The sequence below is a fragment of the Streptomyces sp. NPDC055239 genome (assembly GCF_053606205.1).
The window spans coordinates 329,931-348,050 of the sequence record NZ_JBSGRD010000002.1 but is presented as its reverse complement, the minus strand read 5'-3'; the positions used below and the strand labels follow the sequence as shown (position 1 = coordinate 348,050).

General features: G+C 69.4%; 15 protein-coding genes. 7 read left to right on the top strand and 8 right to left on the bottom strand.

What is annotated here, in order from left to right; genetic code table 11:
• Nucleotides 1-2: 2 nt before the first annotated feature.
• Genes iolB through iolC form a run of 3 tightly spaced genes read right to left on the bottom strand, consistent with a single transcriptional unit; the run spans nt 3 to nt 2,749 of the window.
• Nucleotides 3-821, bottom strand: a complete 819-nt coding sequence (gene iolB / locus ACWFRJ_RS07785) for a 5-deoxy-glucuronate isomerase (RefSeq protein ID WP_453525453.1) — start codon at nt 819-821, stop codon at nt 3-5.
• Nucleotides 822-864: 43 nt separating this feature from the next.
• Complete coding sequence (locus ACWFRJ_RS07780) at nt 865-1,746, bottom strand: Cgl0159 family (beta/alpha)8-fold protein (RefSeq protein WP_453527110.1); 882 nt, start codon at nt 1,744-1,746, stop codon at nt 865-867.
• Nucleotides 1,747-1,786: 40 nt separating this feature from the next.
• Nucleotides 1,787-2,749, bottom strand: a complete 963-nt coding sequence (gene iolC, locus ACWFRJ_RS07775; RefSeq protein WP_453525450.1) for a 5-dehydro-2-deoxygluconokinase — start codon at nt 2,747-2,749, stop codon at nt 1,787-1,789.
• A gap of 135 nt (nt 2,750-2,884) precedes the next feature.
• Between iolC and ACWFRJ_RS07770 the strand changes: the two genes are divergently transcribed.
• From ACWFRJ_RS07770 to ACWFRJ_RS07755, 4 genes are all read left to right on the top strand, one after another.
• Nucleotides 2,885-3,784, top strand: coding sequence for a sugar phosphate isomerase/epimerase family protein (locus ACWFRJ_RS07770; RefSeq protein WP_453525447.1), 900 nt, complete (start codon nt 2,885-2,887; stop codon nt 3,782-3,784).
• A gap of 406 nt (nt 3,785-4,190) precedes the next feature.
• The gene (locus ACWFRJ_RS07765; protein WP_453525445.1) at nt 4,191-4,388 is read left to right on the top strand and encodes a MarR family transcriptional regulator; all 198 of its coding nucleotides are present in this window, start codon (nt 4,191-4,193) and stop codon (nt 4,386-4,388) included.
• Nucleotides 4,389-4,557: 169 nt separating this feature from the next.
• Entirely contained in the window at nt 4,558-4,878 is a 321-nt protein-coding gene (locus ACWFRJ_RS07760) for a heavy-metal-associated domain-containing protein (RefSeq protein WP_453525443.1), read from the top strand.
• Nucleotides 4,879-4,960: 82 nt separating this feature from the next.
• Nucleotides 4,961-7,243, top strand: coding sequence for a heavy metal translocating P-type ATPase (locus ACWFRJ_RS07755; RefSeq protein ID WP_453525441.1), 2,283 nt, complete (start codon nt 4,961-4,963; stop codon nt 7,241-7,243).
• Nucleotides 7,244-7,751: 508 nt separating this feature from the next.
• Here ACWFRJ_RS07755 and ACWFRJ_RS07750 read toward each other — a convergent pair.
• Both ACWFRJ_RS07750 and recD2 read right to left on the bottom strand, forming a co-directional pair.
• A complete protein-coding gene (locus tag ACWFRJ_RS07750) occupies nt 7,752-9,044 on the bottom strand; it encodes a citrate synthase (protein WP_363211302.1) in 1,293 nt (430 codons plus the stop codon).
• 182 nt (nt 9,045-9,226) lie between these two features.
• On the bottom strand, nt 9,227-11,527 hold the full coding sequence (gene recD2, locus ACWFRJ_RS07745; protein ID WP_453525439.1) for an SF1B family DNA helicase RecD2: 2,301 nt from the start codon (nt 11,525-11,527) through the stop codon (nt 9,227-9,229).
• Nucleotides 11,528-11,814: 287 nt separating this feature from the next.
• On the opposite strand from recD2, the gene ACWFRJ_RS07740 reads away from it, so the two are divergent.
• A complete protein-coding gene (locus tag ACWFRJ_RS07740) occupies nt 11,815-12,360 on the top strand; it encodes a DUF937 domain-containing protein (protein ID WP_453525437.1) in 546 nt (181 codons plus the stop codon).
• A gap of 318 nt (nt 12,361-12,678) precedes the next feature.
• Here the strand turns inward: ACWFRJ_RS07740 and ACWFRJ_RS07735 are convergent, their stop codons facing one another.
• The 3 genes from ACWFRJ_RS07735 to ACWFRJ_RS07725 are packed head-to-tail and all read right to left on the bottom strand — an operon-like array spanning nt 12,679 to nt 15,835.
• Entirely contained in the window at nt 12,679-13,515 is an 837-nt protein-coding gene (locus ACWFRJ_RS07735; protein ID WP_453525435.1) for a sugar phosphate isomerase/epimerase family protein, read from the bottom strand.
• Entirely contained in the window at nt 13,512-14,672 is a 1,161-nt protein-coding gene (locus ACWFRJ_RS07730) for a dihydrodipicolinate synthase family protein (RefSeq protein ID WP_453525433.1), read from the bottom strand. The genes ACWFRJ_RS07735 and ACWFRJ_RS07730 overlap by 4 nt, the downstream gene beginning before the upstream one ends.
• Nucleotides 14,669-15,835: a Gfo/Idh/MocA family protein gene (locus tag ACWFRJ_RS07725; protein WP_453525431.1), complete on the bottom strand. Its 1,167-nt coding sequence runs from the start codon at nt 15,833-15,835 to the stop codon at nt 14,669-14,671. The genes ACWFRJ_RS07730 and ACWFRJ_RS07725 overlap by 4 nt, the downstream gene beginning before the upstream one ends.
• A gap of 121 nt (nt 15,836-15,956) precedes the next feature.
• On the opposite strand from ACWFRJ_RS07725, the gene ACWFRJ_RS07720 reads away from it, so the two are divergent.
• The gene (locus tag ACWFRJ_RS07720) at nt 15,957-17,051 is read left to right on the top strand and encodes a LacI family DNA-binding transcriptional regulator (protein WP_453525429.1); all 1,095 of its coding nucleotides are present in this window, start codon (nt 15,957-15,959) and stop codon (nt 17,049-17,051) included.
• 109 nt (nt 17,052-17,160) lie between these two features.
• Entirely contained in the window at nt 17,161-18,120 is a 960-nt protein-coding gene (locus ACWFRJ_RS07715) for a bifunctional helix-turn-helix transcriptional regulator/GNAT family N-acetyltransferase (protein ID WP_453525427.1), read from the top strand.

Below are 18,120 nucleotides of genomic sequence, written 5' to 3'. Positions count from 1 at the left end.
CGTCATCGGTACCCCTCCGCGTGATCGGGATGGAAGCAGATCCGCCACTCCCGCTCGTCCCCGGGACCGGCCATCACATTCAGGTAGTACATGCTGTGCCCCGGCTGGGCGATCGACGGGCCGTGCCAGCCGTCGGGGACGAGCACGGCGTCGCCCGTACGGACCTCGGCAAGGACATCCGTACCGCCGGGCCTTGACGGGAACACCCGCTGATAGCCGAAGCCCTCGGGCCCGCCGTCCGGCGCGGCCTCGATCTCGAAGTAGTAGATCTCTTCGAGTTCGGCCTCGACTCCCGGGCGGTGCTCGTCGTGCTTGTGCGGCGGGTACGAGGACCAGTTGCCGCCGGGTGTGATCACCTCGACGGCGATGAGGCGGTCGCAGTCGAAGGCGTCGGCGGACGCGAAGTTGCGGACCTCGCGGGCGCACGTGCCGCTGCCGCGCTGCTCGACGGAAACCTCCGGCGCGGAGCCGTAGCGGGCGGGGAGTCGACGCTCGCACTTCGCTCCTGCCAGGGCGAAGCGGCCTCCCGCGCCGGAGGCGATCTGGATGTGGGCGTCACGGGGCACGTAAGCGAAGTCGCTCACTCCGCTGAACACGCTCTCCCGGCCCATTAGTTCGATGATCTCGTCTTCCGCGTGCACCGTACAGCCGCCGGTCAGCGGGAGCACGATCCATTCACTCTCTCCGGTGGCGAAGGAGTGCGTGGCGCCGGGTTCTATGTCGACCACACGCAGCGCGGAATAGACAAGACCGGACCGTTTCGGGTCGAGTTCCAGGGCGTACGGCCCCTCGGCCGCGCTGCCCTTCGGTACGTACGTCATGTGTCCCTCCTGCTCATGTGGCCTTCCTGCTCATGCGGCCCTCCTACAGCAGTCCGACAGCGGTGTCGACGGCGCCCGACACATCGCCGTCCGCCGGGTACAGCAGCGTGCGCCCCGCGACGAGCCCGTGCACGGTGGGCAGTTGGAGCGCGCCCCGCCACTTCTCGTACGCGGCGTCGCTGTCGTCACCCAGGTCGCCTCCGAGGAGGACGGCGGGCAGCGTCGAGGCCTCCATGACACGCGCCATGTCGTCCGGATTCTCGGTCACGGGGACCTTCAACCAGGTGTACGCCGATGTCCCGGCGAGCCCCGACGCGATGGCGATGGACGTGGTGACGGCCTCGGCGCTCAGGTCGTTGCGCGGCGGACCGCCGTCGGGCGGGCGTCTACTGAGGAAGGGCTCGACGAAGACGGGCAGCTTCTTCGCGGCCATGGCGTCGATGGCGCGGGCGCTGGAGTGCAGGGTCGCGAGGGAACCGGCGTCTTCGTAGTCGACCCGCAGCAGGAGCTTGCCCGCGTCGAAGCCGAGCCGGTCGATGTCCTCGGCCCGGTACCCCGTGAACCGGTCGTCCAGCTCGAACGAGGCCCCCGCGAGCCCGCCCCTGTTCATCGACCCCATGACGATCTTGCCGTCGAGGGCGCCGAGCAGGAGCAGGTCTTCGAGGATGTCGGCGGTGGCGAGCACGCCGTCCACGCGGGGGCGCGAGAGCGCGAGGCAGAGCCGTTCGAGCAGGTCCGCGCGGTTGGCCATCGCCAGCTTGTCCCCGCCGACGGAGAGGGAGCCCCGGGCGGGGTGGTCGGCAGCAATGATCATCAGCCGCCCGCTGCCGCCGAGGAGCGGGCGCCGGGGGCGACGGGCGGCGGCCTCCGCGATGGCTTCGGGGTGCCGGGCCCGGATCCGGACGAGTTCGGCGACGTCGACCATGCGATCGCCTCTGAGGCCACCCCTCTCGTCACCCCTCTCGTCACTCATGTGTCACGGCTCCCGCGGCGAGCGCCGCCTCGACCTCGTCCGGGAACGGCATCGCTGACGAACACTCCAGGCGCGACGCGACGATCGCGCCCGTCGCGTTGGCGTACCGCATGATCCGCTCCAACTCCCAGCCTTCGAGCAGCCCGTGACAGAGCGCGCCGCCGAAGGCGTCACCGGCCCCGAGGCCGTTGAGCACCGTCACGGGCAGCGGAGGCACCTCGGCGGCCTCGCCCGAGCTGTTCATCGCGAGCACCCCCTTGGGGCCTTGTTTGACCACGGCGAGTTCGACGCCGGCGGCCAGCAACGCACAGGCGGCGGCGCGGGGTTCGCGCTCTCCCGTGGCCACCTCCACCTCGTCGATGTTGCCCACCGCGACGGTGGCCTGCGCGAGCGCCTGCGCGTAGAAGCCGCGCGCGTCCTCGGTCCGCTCCCAGAACATCGGCCGCCAGTCGAGGTCGAAGACGGTGAGCCCGGCCTTGGCCCGCCCTCGGAGCGCGGCCAGCGTCGCTGACCTGCTCGGCTCGGCGCACAGCCCCGTACCCGTCATCCAGAACACCCGTGCGGAGGCGATCGCGCCGAGGTCGAGTTCCTTCTCGTGCATCTCCAGGTCAGGGGCTTTCGGCTGCCGGTAGAAGTACAGCGGGAAGTCGTCCGGCGGGAAGACCTCGCAGAACGTCACCGGGGTCGGAAGCCCCGCGACCCCGCTCACCCATCGGTCGTCGACCCCGAACTGCCGCAGTTCCCGGTGCAGATACTCCCCGAAGGGATCCTCTCCGGTGCGCGTGACGACCGCGACCCGGTGGCCGAGGCGGGACGCGGCGACGGCGACGTTCGACGCCGAGCCGCCGAGGAACTTGCCGAACGTGCTGACATCGGCGAGGGACACCCCGGCCTGCAGGGGATACAGATCCACCCCGATCCGGCCCATCGTGATGACGTCGTACGGATCGGTCACCCTGCGCTCCTTATCGACATCGCCCCCTGAGTCCTCCCCTAGGTCTATGCCGCCCCACGAACCCTGTCAACACATTGTCCTTACATTCGGACCACTCCTTGACATCGTTCCGCGGCGCCCTGAAAGCTGGCGGGCATGACGACGCTGTCACGCATCCGGATCGGCTCGGCACCCGACTCGTGGGGCGTGTGGTTCCCCGAGGATCCGGGCCAGGTCCCCTGGAGCCGCTTCCTCGACGAGGTGGCGGACTCCGGATACGAGTGGATCGAGCTCGGCCCTTACGGCTACCTGCCCACGGATCCGGCCGAACTGACCGCCGAGACCCAGCGCCGTGGCCTGCGCGTCTCGGCCGGCACGGTCTTCACCGGCCTGCACCACGGGCCGTCCGTATGGGACAAGACGTGGGCCCATGTGGCCGACAACGCCGCGCTCGCCCAGGCGATGGGCGCCGAGCACCTCGTCGTCATCCCGTCCTTCTGGCGCGACGACAAGACCGGCGAGGTCCTTGAAGACCGCACGCTCACACCGGAGCAGTGGCGTCAGCTCACGCTCCAGACCGAGCGGTTGGCGCACGAGGTGCGCGAGCGCTACGGCCTGCGCGTGGTCGTCCACCCCCATGCCGACACGCACATCGACGACGAGGAGAGCGTCACGCGCTTCCTCGACGCGACCGACTCCGATCTCGTATCGCTCTGCCTGGACACGGGCCATTACGCCTACTGCGGCGGCGACAACGTCAAGCTGATCGAGACGTACGGCGAACGCATCGGCTACCTGCACCTCAAGCAGGTCGACCCGGCCGTTCTCGCCGAAGTACGCGACCAGGAAATGCCGTTCGGGCCCGCCGTGGCGCGCGGGGTGATGTGCGAGCCGCCGACCGGGGTGCCCGCGATCGAGCCGGTCCTCACGGCGGCCCAGAAGCTGGGCGTCGACCTCTTCGCCATCGTCGAGCAGGACATGTACCCCTGCCCGCCGGACAAGCCACTGCCCATCGCCCGCCGGACACGCTCGTACCTGCGCTCCTGCGGGGCGTGACGCCGCGCTGGAGCGCTGAAGGTGCGGTGAGGGATCCGTCCGCGGGCTGATGGGGGGCTGGTCACGCAGTTCCCCGCGCCCCTTCGGGCGCTACCCGGACGCGCTCGGCGCGCCCCCTCAGGAGGGCCCGTACCGCCCTCCTTGACGGCGTTCCGAGGCCCGTGCGCCCCCCTCCGCGCCGGACCGGTGTGCCCGGAATGCATCACAAGCGTCACAAACAACCTCTCCGTGTCACACATGTCCCGTATACGCGGGTCTTCCGTCACAGGCAGTCGACAGCCACCCTCCAGCGCTCACTCCGTGTCGTTCACCGGGCACAGGCTGAGTGATCGCCAGCGTCGCGCCGCAGCTCCCCCGACGGCTCTCCCCGAGCCGCCCCTGCGGCGCACGCAGGGAGGTGCCACAGATGACCGACCGAAGGCTCTGGTCGTACAAAGAGATCGCCGCACACATCCGCGTGCAGCCCGACACCGTGCGCTCCTATCGCAAGCACGGCCTGCTCCCCGACCCCGATCACGTGGAGTCCGGGAAGCCCTACTGGTACGCCGACACCGTCCGCGCCTGGGTGGCCGCGAGGCCGCGCAACCGCGGGCGCGACAGCTGACCGCCCCGGCGGATCGCCGCCCTCGGCCTCTTCACCCCCTCATTGAGGTGTACCCCCTAGGGGTATAGTGTGGTGAGTGTCAGGGGGTCTCCGGGAACATCGGGACCACTCCTGCACATTACGACGCATAAGTACGCACACACGCCGCACCCTCATCGAGGAGAACGACATGAGCGCCCAGACCGAGCTCCCGCAGGCCGAGACCTCCGGCTCCTGCTGCTCCCCCAGCGGTTCCTGCCACTCCGACGGCGCCGCCGAGACGCCGCAGGGTGCCGTGACGGCCGTGTACGAGGTGACCGGCATGACCTGCGGTCACTGCGAGGGTGCTGTCTCCAGTGAGATCTCGGAGATCGCGGGCGTCAGCTCCGTCAAGGCGGTGGCCGCCACCGGCCAGGTGACCGTGGTCTCCGAGGCCCCGCTCGACGAGGCCGCCGTCCGCGCCGCGGTCGACGAGGCGGGCTACGAACTCACCGGTGTCAGCAAGGCCTGACCCATCCCCTGCCGGGTACCCCGGGCCCTGTGACACCGTCACAGGGCCCGCAGCCGCTTCACACCGCACGTACGAGAGAGCCATGAACGAAGTCGAACTCGCCCTCGGCGGGATGACCTGCGCCTCCTGCTCCGCCCGCATCGAGAAGAAGCTGAACCGTGTAGAGGGCGTGACCGCGTCGGTCAACCTCGCCACGGAGAAGGCCAAAGTCTCGTACGGGGAAGAGGTCGAGGTCGCATCGCTGATCGCAACGGTCGAGAAGCTGGGCTACACCGCGCAGGAGATCGTCCCCGCTCCCCCGGAGCCGGACTCGTCGGAACCGGACGCGTCGGAACCGGATGCGCAGGGGTCGGGCGCGCCCGCCACGACCGCCGACATCACCGAGCCCGACACCCTGCGCCGGCGCCTCATCGGCTCGGCGGTGCTCTCGCTGCCCGTGGTCCTGCTCGCGATGATCCCCTCGTCGCAGTTCGACAACTGGCAGTGGCTCTCGCTGACCCTGGCCGCTCCCGTCGTCGTATGGGGCGGATTCCCCTTCCACCGGGCCGCTTTCACGAACCTGCGGCACGGCGCGGCGACCATGGACACGCTGGTGTCGGTGGGCACGCTCGCCGCGTTCGGCTGGTCGCTGTGGGCGCTCTTCCTCGGGGACGCGGGGATGCCGGGGATGCGGCACGGGTTCGAGTTCACCGTCTCGCGCGCCGACGCGGCCTCGACCATCTATCTCGAAGTCGCCGCCGGTGTCGTCACGTTCATCCTGCTCGGGCGCTGGCTGGAGGCCCGCTCGAAGCGGAAGGCCGGCGCGGCCCTGCGCGCGCTGCTCGAACTGGGCGCCAAGGACGCGGCCGTACTGCGTGGCGGCTCGGAGGTCCGTGTTCCGGTCGCGCGTCTCGTGGTCGGCGACCGTTTCGTCGTACGTCCCGGGGAGACCGTCGCGACCGACGGCACCGTCGTCGACGGAGCGTCGGCGGTCGACGCCTCGATGCTGACAGGTGAGTCCGTCCCGGTGGACGTGGCCGCGGGCGACGCGGTGACCGGGGCGACCACGAACGTCTCGGGGCGGCTGGTCGTGGACGCCACGCGTGTCGGCGCCGACACGCAACTGGCCAGGATGGCCAAGCTCGTCGAGGACGCGCAGACCGGCAAGGCCCAGGTGCAGCGCCTCGCCGACCGGATCGCCGGGATCTTCGTGCCGGTGGTCCTGCTGATCGCAGCCGCCACGCTCGGCGCCTGGCTGGGCGTCACCGGCGATGTGACCGCGGCCTTCACGGCGGCCGTCGCCGTCCTGATCATCGCCTGCCCGTGCGCACTGGGCCTGGCGACGCCGACGGCCCTGATGGTCGGCACGGGGCGCGGCGCGCAGCTCGGCATCCTCATCAAGGGCCCCGAAGTCCTGGAGTCCACACGCCGGGTGGACACCGTCGTCCTGGACAAGACAGGGACGGTGACGACGGGGCGTATGACGCTGCGGGACGTGTACGCCGCCGGGGAGACCGAGGAGAAACAGCTGCTGCGCCTCACAGGGGCCCTGGAGCACGCCTCAGAGCATCCTGTGGCGCGGGCGGTCACCGCGGGTGCCGCAGCCGAGTTGGGGCTCCCAGTGGGCGCCCTGCCCGCCGTGGAGGGGTTCGAGAACGTGGCGGGGTCCGGCGTACGCGGCACGGTGGAGGGGCACTTCGTCCTCGCGGGGCGTGAGCGGCTCCTCGCGGACGCGGGAGTCGAGGGGCTCGCCGCGGTGGCCGCGCTCAGGGCGGAGGCGGAGGAGGCGGGACGTACGGCCGTCCTGGTCGCCTGGGACGGCGTGGCACGCGGCGTCCTCGCCGTCGCCGACACGGTCAAGGACACCAGCGCCGAAGCGGTGCGGGAGTTGCGCGCCCTGGGTCTGACGCCGGTGCTGCTCACCGGGGACAACCAGGCCGTCGCCCGGGCGGTGGCAAAGGCCGTCGGCATCGACGCGGACGCCGTGTACGCCGAGGTCCTGCCCGAGGAGAAGGTCGATGTCGTACGACGGCTGCGGGGCGAGGGCAAGGTCGTCGCGATGGTCGGGGACGGAGTGAACGACGCCGCGGCGCTCGCCACGGCCGATCTGGGTCTCGCGATGGGCACGGGCACGGACGCGGCCATCGAGGCGAGCGATCTGACGCTGGTGCGCGGGGACTTGCGCGGAGCCGCAGACGCGATCAGGCTCTCCCGTAAGACGCTCTCCACGATCAAGGGCAACCTCTTCTGGGCCTTCGGCTACAACGTCGCCGCGCTGCCGTTGGCGGCGGCCGGGCTGCTGAATCCGATGATCGCGGGGGCCGCGATGGCGTTCTCGTCGGTCTTCGTCGTGACCAACAGCCTTCGTCTCAGAGCTTTTACATAGTCCCTTCACATCCTGGTTGCAGTATTCTCACTCATGAGGCCCGATCGGCATATCGGGCCGCTTGCGCATGTACAGGACATATGCAAGAGACGCAGATCACAGGCAAACGAACGTAACCATTCAGGGGGTTCGCGAGTCTAAGAAGCGATGCCAGGGACGTCTTGGGGGACGTCTCTAGACATCGGGGACATCTTGGGGGATGTTCCTAGGAATGCGTTGGCCGGGGCACGTGCACCGGGGAGCTTTGAGCGGCCCTCCCGATCCGTACGCGTCCCGGCAGATCGCAGCACGAGCAGTACAGGCAGTACGAGAAGTTCAGGAAGTACGGGCAGTACAGGCAGTACCAGCAGTACAACTGGCGCGCTGCCACCACAGACGCCCGGCCGGATCCCGTGGGGGGAATCCGCACCGGGAAACAGGAAAGCGCCCCGACCGTCGACCCGTGGGGGGATCGGCGGCGGGGCGCTTTTCGCTTGCTGAGTTCCTGTTCGCGCCTACGGCGTGCGGGTCAGCGACCCTCGACCGGGACGAAGTCCCGAAGAACCTCACCGGTGTAGATCTGGCGCGGACGCCCGATGCGGGATCCGGGCTCCTTGATCATCTCGTGCCACTGGGCGATCCAGCCCGGGAGACGGCCCAGCGCGAAGAGAACCGTGAACATCTCGGTCGGGAAGCCCATCGCGCGGTAGATGAGGCCCGTGTAGAAGTCCACGTTCGGGTAAAGCTTGCGCTCGACGAAGTAGTCGTCGGCCAGCGCGTGCTCTTCCAGCTTGAGCGCGATGTCGAGCAGCTCGTCGTCCTTGCCGAGAGCCGAGAGGACGTCGTGCGCCGCCGCCTTGATGATCTTCGCCCGGGGGTCGAAGTTCTTGTAGACGCGGTGCCCGAAGCCCATGAGCTTCACGCCGTCTTCCTTGTTCTTCACCTTGCGGATGAAGTTGTCGACGTCGCCGCCGTCCTGCTTGATGCCCTCGAGCATCTCCAGGACGGACTGGTTGGCGCCACCGTGCAGCGGGCCCCAGAGGGCCGAGATACCGGCGGAGATCGAGGCGAACATGTTCGCCTGCGACGAGCCCACCAGACGCACGGTGGAGGTCGAACAGTTCTGCTCGTGGTCCGCGTGCAGGATCAGGAGCTTGTCGAGCGCGGAGACGACGACCGGGTCGAGGTCGTACTCGGCGGCCGGCACCGAGAAGGTCATGCGCAGGAAGTTCTCGACATAGCCGAGGTCGTTGCGCGGGTAGACGACCGGGTGGCCCACGGACTTCTTGTAGGCGTACGCCGCGATCGTCGGAAGCTTGGCGAGCAGGCGGATCGTCGAGAGGTCGCGCTGCTCCTCGTCGAACGGGTTGTGGCTGTCCTGGTAGAACGTCGACAGCGCACTGACCACCGAGGACAGCATCGCCATCGGGTGGGCGTCGCGCGGGAAGCCGTCGTAGAACCGCTTGACGTCCTCGTGCAGCAGGGTGTGCTGCGTGATGTCGTTCTTGAAACTGGCGAGCTCGTCGACCTTGGGCAGTTCACCGTTGATCAGCAGGTACGCCACCTCGGTGAAGGTGGAGCGCTCGGCCAGCTGCTCGATCGGATAGCCGCGGTACCGGAGGATTCCCTGCTCGCCGTCGAGGTAGGTGATGGCGGATTTATAGGCGGCGGTGTTGCCATATCCGCTGTCCAGGGTCACCAGACCGGTCTGGGCGCGGAGCTTCCCGATGTCGAAGCCCTTGTCGCCGACAGTTGAGTCGATCACCGGGTAGGTGTACTCGTCGCCATCGCCGTACCGCAGTACTACAGAGTTGTCGCTCACGTCATCCCTCACCGACGTTGTGCCTCTTCTTCGAGGTGCCCTGACTGTCTCTACCATCCCCCATTTGGCCCTGGAGAGTGCACTCGGGGTCGACCATTGGGCCTATTGGCGGCACTCAGTGCCGCCAACCTACTCATCCTGCCCCTCTTCGCCCCGGTTGCGGAAGTGGTGTGTGACCTTTCCTACTCGTTTGATCGATCAAAATTTCGGGAGGTGGATCTGGCTGGAGTGGAACCGCGGCCTCCGGCGAGCCGGAAGTCCAGGGCCGTACAGCGTCTGCCCGCGGATACCGTGCGCACCGCTTGTCCCAGAGCCTTGCGCGAACCGACCAGGACGACCAGCTTCTTGGCACGCGTGACCGCCGTGTAGAGCAGGTTCCGTTGCAGCATCATCCACGCCCCCGTGGTCACGGGGATCACCACGGCCGGGTACTCGCTGCCCTGGGAGCGGTGGATGGTGACCGCGTACGCATGAGCCAGTTCGTCCAGTTCGTCGAAGTCGTACGGAATCTCCTCGTCCTCGTCCGTCAGGACCGTGAGCCGCTGCTCGTCGGAGTCAAGCGAGGTGACAACTCCGACGGTGCCATTGAAGACGCCGTTCTGCCCCTTCTCGTAGTTGTTGCGGATCTGGGTGACCTTGTCGCCGACGCGGAACACCCGGCCGCCGAAGCGCTTCTCCGGTACGTCCGGTCTGCTGGGGGTGATGGCCTGCTGGAGCAGTCCGTTCAGGTTCCCCGCGCCCGCGGGGCCGCGGTGCATGGGCGCGAGCACCTGGATGTCGCGGCGCGGGTCGAGGCCGAACTTCGCCGGGATGCGGTGCGCGGCCACGTCCACCGTGACCCGCCCGGCGTCCTCGGTCTCGTCCTCCACGAAGAGGAAGAAATCCTTGAGCCCCTGCGTGATGGGCGGCACCCCGGAGTTGATCCGGTGGGCGTTCGTGACGACGCCGGACTGTTTGGCCTGGCGGAAGATGTGGGTGAGCCGGACAGCGGGGACGGGGCTCTGTTCGCTGAGCATGTCGCGCAGGACCTCGCCGGCGCCGACGCTGGGCAGCTGGTCCACGTCTCCGACGAACAGGAGGTGGGCGCCGGGTGCGACGGCCTTCACCAGCTTGTTGGCCAGGAGCAGGTCCAGCATGGATGCCTCGTCGACCACCACGAGGTCGGCGTCGAGCGGCCGGTCCTTGTCGTAGGCGGCGTCTCCTCCCGGCTTGAGCTCCAGGAGGCGGTGGACGGTGGAGGCCTCGGCTCCGGTGAGCTCGGCAAGGCGCTTGGCGGCTCGGCCCGTGGGGGCGGCAAGGACGACCTTGGCCTTCTTGGCGCGGGCCAGCTCCACGATGGACCGGACGGTGAAGGACTTGCCGCAGCCGGGGCCTCCGGTGAGGACGGCGGCCTTCTGCGTCAGCGCGAGCCTGACGGCCTCCTGCTGCTCGGGGGCGAGGTCGGCGCCCGTACGGGTGGCGAGCCAGGAGAGGGCCTTGTCCCAGTCGACGTCCTGGAAGGCGGGCATGCGGTCCTCGGGGGTCCGCAGGAGGCGCAGGAGCTGGGCCGAGAGGGAGATCTCCGCGCGGTGGAAGGGGACCAGGTAGACGGCGGTGACGTCCTCTTCGCCGTCGGGGCCGCTGTGGGGACCCGGCACCGTCTCGCGCACGACGCCTTCGTCTTCCGTGGCGAGCTCCGCGAGGCAGTCGATGACCAGGCCCGTGTCCACCTGGAGCAGCTTCACCGCGTCCGCGATGAGGCGCTCCTCCGGCAGATAGCAGTTGCCCTGGTCGGTGGACTGGGAGAGTGCGTACTGCAGGCCTGCCTTGACCCGTTCCGGGCTGTCGTGCGGGATGCCCACTGACTGGGCGATGCGGTCCGCGGTGAGGAAGCCGATGCCCCAGACGTCTGCGGCGAGGCGGTAGGGCTCGTTCTTCACTATGGAGATGGAGGCGTCCGCGTACTTCTTGTAGATGCGGACGGCGATGGACGTGGAGACGCCCACGCCTTGCAGGAAGACCATCACTTCCTTGATGGCCTTCTGTTCCTCCCAGGCCGCGGCGATCATCTTGGTGCGTTTGGGGCCGAGGCCGGGGACTTCGACGAGACGCTTCGGTTCCTTCTCGATGATGTCGAGGGTGTCCACGCCGAAGTGGGTGGTGATGCGGTCGGCCATGACGGGGCCGATGCCCTTGATGAGGCCCGAGCCCAGATAGCGGCGGATGCCTTGGATGGTGGCGGGGAGAATGGTCGTGTAGTTCTCCACCGTGAACTGCTTGCCGTACTGCGCGTGGGAGCCCCAGCGGCCCTCCATGCGGAGGGACTCCCCCACTTGCGCGCCAAGGAGTGCGCCCACGACGGTGAGCAGGTCACCGGCGCCGCGGCCCGTGTCCACGCGGGCGACCGTGTACCCGTTCTCCTCGTTGGCGTAGGTGATCCGCTCAAGGACCCCTTCGACCACCGCTGCGGACGGTGCGGACGCTGCCGCTGCTGGACTCGACATGAGCCGACGCTATCGCTCGCCGCTGACAGCGTGGGAAGCCTGTGGACAACGCTTCGTCTGTGGATAACGCTTCGAGGGGGCCGGTGGATAACGCTTCGAAGGGGCCCGGTCTTTCGACCGGGCCCCTTCGGGTCTCCCCTCCCCTGTCGGCACTCCGCGATCCCCCCAGATCCCCCTCCGGAAGCCCCGACGCACAGTACGACCCGCGTAGAGCGGGAAGGGTTGCACGGGCAAGGCCACGAATTTTCGGGGTGCCGACGAACCGGGGCGGAAGTAGCTTTTTACGCATGAGTGAAGAATCTTCCGAAACCTCGCCCGGTACTTCGCCTGGAACCTCGCCCGAAACCTCGCTGGAGAAGGACGTCCTCGAGGAACTCGGCGACGACAAGCTCCAGGAGATCGCGGGGCTGCTCGGTACGGACGCCGCGGGGGCGCAGGACGTGGTGGGCACCGCGGTGACCGCTCTTTCGGGGAACCTTCAGGAGAAGGCGGAGGATCCCGCTGGGGCGGAGGAGGTCGAACAGGCCATCGCCGAGGCGTCGCCTCCGCAGGGGATCGCCGGGTTCGGAGGGTTCGGGGGGCTTGCCGCGGGCGGGATGCTGTCCGGGGTGCTTGCGAAGATGAGCAGGCCGGTGGCGAACGCGGTGGCGAAGAAGACGGGGTTGCCCGCGGCTTCTGTGACCCGTGTGATCGAGCTGCTGATTCCGGTGTTGCTCACGGTGCTGACGAAGCGCGCGCGTACGTCATCGAAGCCGGGCGCCGGGGGCGCTGGGGGCGGGGGTGGGCTCGGTGACTTGCTGGGCCAGATCCTGGGTGGCGGCAAGAAGAAGTAGCTCTGGCGGGGGGCGGCGGATCCGGCCGGTTGGGGGCGGGGCCGCGCCGGTATGTCCGTCCTCGCCATCCGCCAGCGGACGTTCGACTGCTTCGGCTGGGGAGTGCTGTGTACCGTGCTCCGGGCGGAAATACCGGCACGTCCCCTCACGTCTCACTGCCGACTGCGGGTGCGTGGGCCTGGCGGGGGCCGTGGCTGGGGGTGCGTCGCGTGGGCAGCTCAACTCGCCGCCCAGGCCGGCCTGTACGTATCTCCCTGGGCCTGCTGCCCCACCCGCCTAGATGCGGGGTGAACGGGTGGGTGGGGTAGCCCCGGGTGGCTAACAAGCGTGCCGCACGTACCCCCTGGTCGTTTCCGACAGGAGCTCGTGGCCGTCTCCCGACCACAGCTCCTCGTTGAAGAGCTCGACCTCGATGGGGCCCTCGTAGCCCGCCTCCTCGACAAGGGCGCGCCACGATCGCAGGTCGACCGAGCCCTCCCCCAGCTGGCCACGCCCGTTCAGCACGCCCTCGGGCAACGGGGTGATCCAGTCCGCCAGTTGGAACGCGTGCAGGCGCCCGCCACCGCCCGCGCGGGCGATCTGCGCGGGCGCCTGGTCGTCCCACCACACGTGGTACGTGTCCACGCAGACCCCGACCTGCGCGGCGGGGAAGAGCTCCGCCAGGTCGAGGGCCTGGGCCAGCGTGGAGACCACGCAGCGGTCCGAGGCGAACATGGGGTGGAGGGGTTCGATGGCCAGGCGGATGCCACGGGACGCCGCGTACGGGGCGAGTTCCGCCAGCGCGTCGGCGATCCGCGCACGCGCCCCGTGCAGGTCCTTGTCTCCGGCGGGCAATCCGCCGGATACCAGGACCAGCGTGTCCGTGCCGAGGGTCACCGCCTCGTCGATCGCCGACTTGTTGTCGGCGACCGCGGCCGCGCGCGCGTCGGCGTCGATGGCCGTGAGGAAGCCTCCTCGGCAGAGCGTGGTGACCGTCAGGCCCGCGTCGCGCATCAGCTTGGCGGTCCGCTCAAGGCCGTAAGACTGGACCGGTTCGCGCCAGAGGCCCACCCCGGTGACACCCAAGTCCGTGCACGCGGTGACCAGTTCGGGCAGCGAGAGCTGCTTGACCGTCATCTGGTTGATGGAGAAGCGCGCCAAGGCCTCGTCGCTCATTGCTGGACTCCATACACGTTGAGCAGGGATTTCATGCGGGACTCGGCGAGGAGCGGGTCCGGGAACAGGTCCAGTTCATCCGCGAGCTCGTAGGCGTAGGACAGGTGCGGCAGCGAGCGTGCCGACTGGAGGCCTCCCACCATCGTGAAGTGGCTCTGGTGGCCCGCAAGCCAGGCCAGGAACACCACGCCCGTCTTGTAGAAGCGGGTGGGGGGTTGGAAGAGGTGGCGGGACAGGTCGACCGTGGGGTCCAGGCAGGCGCGGAAGGCTTCTCTGTCGCCGGTGTCGAGACGGCGTACCGCCTCTGCCGCCAGCGGAGCAAGCGGGTCGAAGATGCCGAGGAGGGCGTGGCTGAAGCCCTGCTCGTCGCCCGCGATCAGCTCGGGGTAGTTGAAGTCGTCGCCCGTGTAGCAGCGGACGCCGTCCGGGAGGCGGCGGCGCAGGGCGATCTCCCGCTTGGGGTCGAGCAGGGAGATCTTGATGCCGTCGACCTTGTCCGGGTGCGCGGCGATGACCTCCAAGAAGGTCTCGGTCGCCGCGTCCAGGTCCTCGCTGCCCCAGTAGCCGGTGAGCGCCGGGTCGAACATCGGGCCGAGCCAGTGCAGGATCACCGGCTCGCTCGCCTGGCGCAGGAGGTGGCCGTACGTCTCCAGGTAGTCGTCCGGTGACTTCGCCACCGCGGCGAGCGCCCGGGACGCCATCAGGATCACCTGTGCGCCGCTCGATTCGACGAGGGCGAGTTGTTCCTCGTACGCGGAACGGACCGTCAGCAGGTCCGGGGCCGTGGTGAGTTGGTCCGTGCCTACGCCGCAGGCGATCGCGCCGCCCACCGACTTCGCCTCCGCCGCGGAACGCGTGATCAGTTCCGCCGCGCCCTTCCAGTCCAGGCCCATTCCGCGTTGCGCCGTGTCCATCGCCTCGGCCACGCCAAGGCCCTGCGCCCACAGGTGGCGGCGGAAGGCGAGGGTCGCGTCCCAGTCGACGGCCGCCGGGGAGTCCGGGGAGACATCGGCGTAGGGGTCCGCGACCACGTGGGCCGCGGAGAACACCGTGCGGGAGGTGAGGGGGGAGCCGACCCCGGACGCCGCCTGCGCGGGGGCCTTCCGGGGCTCGTACGGGCGCGTGGTGCCGTCCGCGCGCGGGAGCAGAAGCGTCACTGTGCGATCTCCGGCACCTCGATGCGGCGGCCCTCAGCGGAGGATTTCAGGCCCAGCTCCGCGAGCTGCACGCCGCGCGCGCCCGCGTGCAGGTCCCAGTGGTAGGGCGCGTCCGCGTACACGTGCTTCAGGAACAGTTCCCACTGCGCCTTGAAGCCGTTGTCGAACTCCTGGTTGTCGGGGATCTCCTGCCACTGGTCCCGGAAGGAGTGGGTGACGGGCAGGTCCGGGTTCCAGACCGGCTTGGGGGTCGTACTGCGGTGCTGTACGCGGCAGTTGCGCAGGCCGGCGACCGCCGAGCCCTCCGTGCCGTCCACCTGGAACTCGACGAGCTCGTCGCGGTTCACGCGGACCGTCCAGGAGGAGTTGATCTGCGCGATCGCGCCGCCCTCGAGTTCGAAGATGCCGTAGGCGGCGTCGTCCGCCGTGGCGTCGTAGGGCTTGTCCTGCTCGTCCCAGCGCTGCGGGACGTGGGTCGCGGCAAGGGCCTGGACGCTGCGCACGCGGCCGAACAGCTCGTGCAGGACGTACTCCCAGTGCGGGAACATGTCGACCACGATGCCGCCGCCGTCCTCCGTGCGGTAGTTCCAGGAGGGGCGCTGGGCGCTCTGCCAGTCGCCCTCGAAGACCCAGTAGCCGAACTCGCCCCGGATGGACAGGATCTTGCCGAAGAAGCCGCCGTCGATCAGGCGCTTCAGCTTGAGCAGTCCCGGTAGAAAGAGCTTGTCCTGGACCACGCCGTGCTTGATGCCGGCGGCCTGGGCGAGGCGGGCCAGTTCCAGGGCTCCGGCGAGGCCCGTCGCCGACGGCTTCTCCGTGTAGATGTGCTTGCCCGCCGCGATGGCCCGCTTGATGGCCTCCTCGCGCGCGGACGTGACCTGCGCGTCGAAGTAGATGTCGATGGTGGGGTCGGCGAGGACCGCGTCCAGGTCCGTCGAGACGCTCGATTCGGCGTCAAGTCCGTGGCGCCGGGCGATCTCCCGCAGTGCGTGCTCTCTGCGGCCCACCAGGACCGGCTCGGGCCACAGCACCGTGCCCTCGGCGTCGCCCAGGGGGAGTCCGCCCTGCTCGCGCAGGGCGAGCAGGGAGCGGATGAGGTGCTGGCGGTAGCCCATCCGTCCCGTCACGCCGTTCATGGCGATGCGCACCGTCTTGCGAGTCACAGGGGTCCCTCCGTACGCAGGTAAGCGCATAGCAAGCGCTTTCTATCCAAGAAGAAGCTAGCCTGCCGCACAAGGTTCGGACAAGGGCTTCGGACCAGAGCCGTGACCGGAGGACGACGAGATGACCGTGACCCTGGCGGACGTGGCGGCCCGCGCCCAGGTCTCCCCCGCTACCGTCTCCCGCGTACTGAACGGCAACTACCCCGTGGCGGCGGCCACCCGCGAGCGCGTCCTGCGCGCCGTGGACGATCTCGACTACGTACTCAACGGGCCCGCGAGCTCACTCGCCGCGGCCACGTCCGACCTGGTCGGCATCCTCGTGAACGACATCGCCGACCCCTTCTTCGGGATCATGGCGGGCGCCGTCCAGTCCGAGATCGGCGGTCCCGGCGGGCGCGCGGGCGGCGAGCGGATGGCCGTGGTCTGCAACACGGGGGGCTCCCCGGAGCGCGAGCTGACCTACCTCACCCTGCTCCAGCGCCAGCGCGCCGCCGCGGTCATCCTGACCGGCGGCGCCCTGGAGGACCCCGCCCACGCCGCCGCGATGTCCGCGAAGCTGGCGCGCCTCGCGGACACGGGCACCCGGATCGTGCTCTGCGGGCGACCGCCGCTGGACGACTCGGACGCGGCGGTGGCCACGCTCACCTTCGACAACCGCAGCGGCGGGCGGCGGCTCACGGAGCATCTACTGACGCTGGGGCACCGCAGGATCGGCTACGTGGCGGGCCCGCTGGAACGGACGACCACCCGGCACCGGCTCGAAGGCCACCGGGAGGCGCTCGCGGCGTTCGACGGCGGGCGGGCCGGGAACGGCGGGAGCGCCGGGAACAGCGGGAGTGCCGCCCATGACGAGCTGACCGTCCACGGCCCCTACACCCGCCGCTCCGGCTACGAGGCCACCCTCGAACTCCTGCGCCGCGACCCGGACCTGACCGCCGTCGTGGCCGCCAACGACACGGTCGCCCTGGGCGCGTCAGCCGCCCTGCGCGACCGCGGCCTGCGCATCCCGCAGGACATCTCGGTGGCGGGCTTCGACGACCTGCCCTTCTCGGTGGACGCCGTCCCCGCCCTGACGACCGTACGACTGCCGCTGTACGAGGCGGGCGCCCGCGCGGGCCGCCTCGCCACGGGCGTGGAGGAGGCACCGCCCGGGGGCGTGGCGACGATCGCGGCGGAGCTGATGGTGCGGGGGTCGACGGCGCCGCCGTGCCGGTGAGCGTTCGATGGCGTTGACATCGCCGGACGCATAGCCGTGGGATTCGACTCGGCGTACCGTTGACTCAGTCAAGGGTAAGCCGCCTCGATGCCCCCAGGAGTGATCCGTGATGCCGCATGCCTCCGACGCGCCGCCGCAGCCGATCCAAGAGATCCGCGCCTTCAACCGCTTCTATACGAACCTCATCGGCGCCCTCGACTACAGCCGTCAGCTCTACGTCCCGTACACCCTCACCGAGGCACGCGTCCTGTACGAGCTCAATCACGCCCCGCACCTCGACGCCGCCGATCTGCGCGGTGAACTGTCTTTGGACGCCGGGTACTTGAGCCGTCTGCTCGGCAAGCTGGAGAAGGCAGGGATCGTCGAGCGTGAGCCCTCCGCGCGTGATCCGCGGCGCCAGCGCATCACGCTCACCGCGCGGGGGCGCGAGACCGCCGCCCTGCTGGACGAGCGGTCCAGCGAGGCCGTCGGTTCGCTGCTCTCGGACGTTCCTGCCGCCGAGCGGCCACGTCTGGCGGAAGCGATGCGTACCGTGCGGCAGATCCTGAGCGGGGGTCAGGGGCGGGCGACTGCCTCGCGGCCTCTCCTGCGTGAGCCCGGTCCTGGTGATCTCGGGTGGGTCGTCGAGCGCAATGCCGCCCTGTACGCCGCCGAGTACGGGTTCAACATCGACTACGAGGGTCTTGTCGCCAGGATCGTCGCCGACTTCGCGGAGGATCACGACCCTCACCTGGAGCGGGTGTGGATCGCCGAGCTCGACGGACGGCGCGTGGGGTGCGTGATGTGCGTGCGCGACGACGCGCCGGGGACCGCCAGGCTGCGGCTGCTTCTCGTCGAGCCGGACGCGCGGGGGCACCGCATCGGGGCTCAACTCGTCGGCGCGTGCGTCGAGTTCGCCCGGAGTGTCGGCTATCGCGAGATGGTCCTGTGGACCAATGACATCCTCGGCTCCGCCCGCGCCATCTATCAGAGGCACGGCTTCGTCCTCGTCGACGAGAAGCCGCACCGCTCGTTCGGTGTCGACCTGATGGGGCAGGACTGGCAACTGAGTCTGGGAGAAACCCCCTAG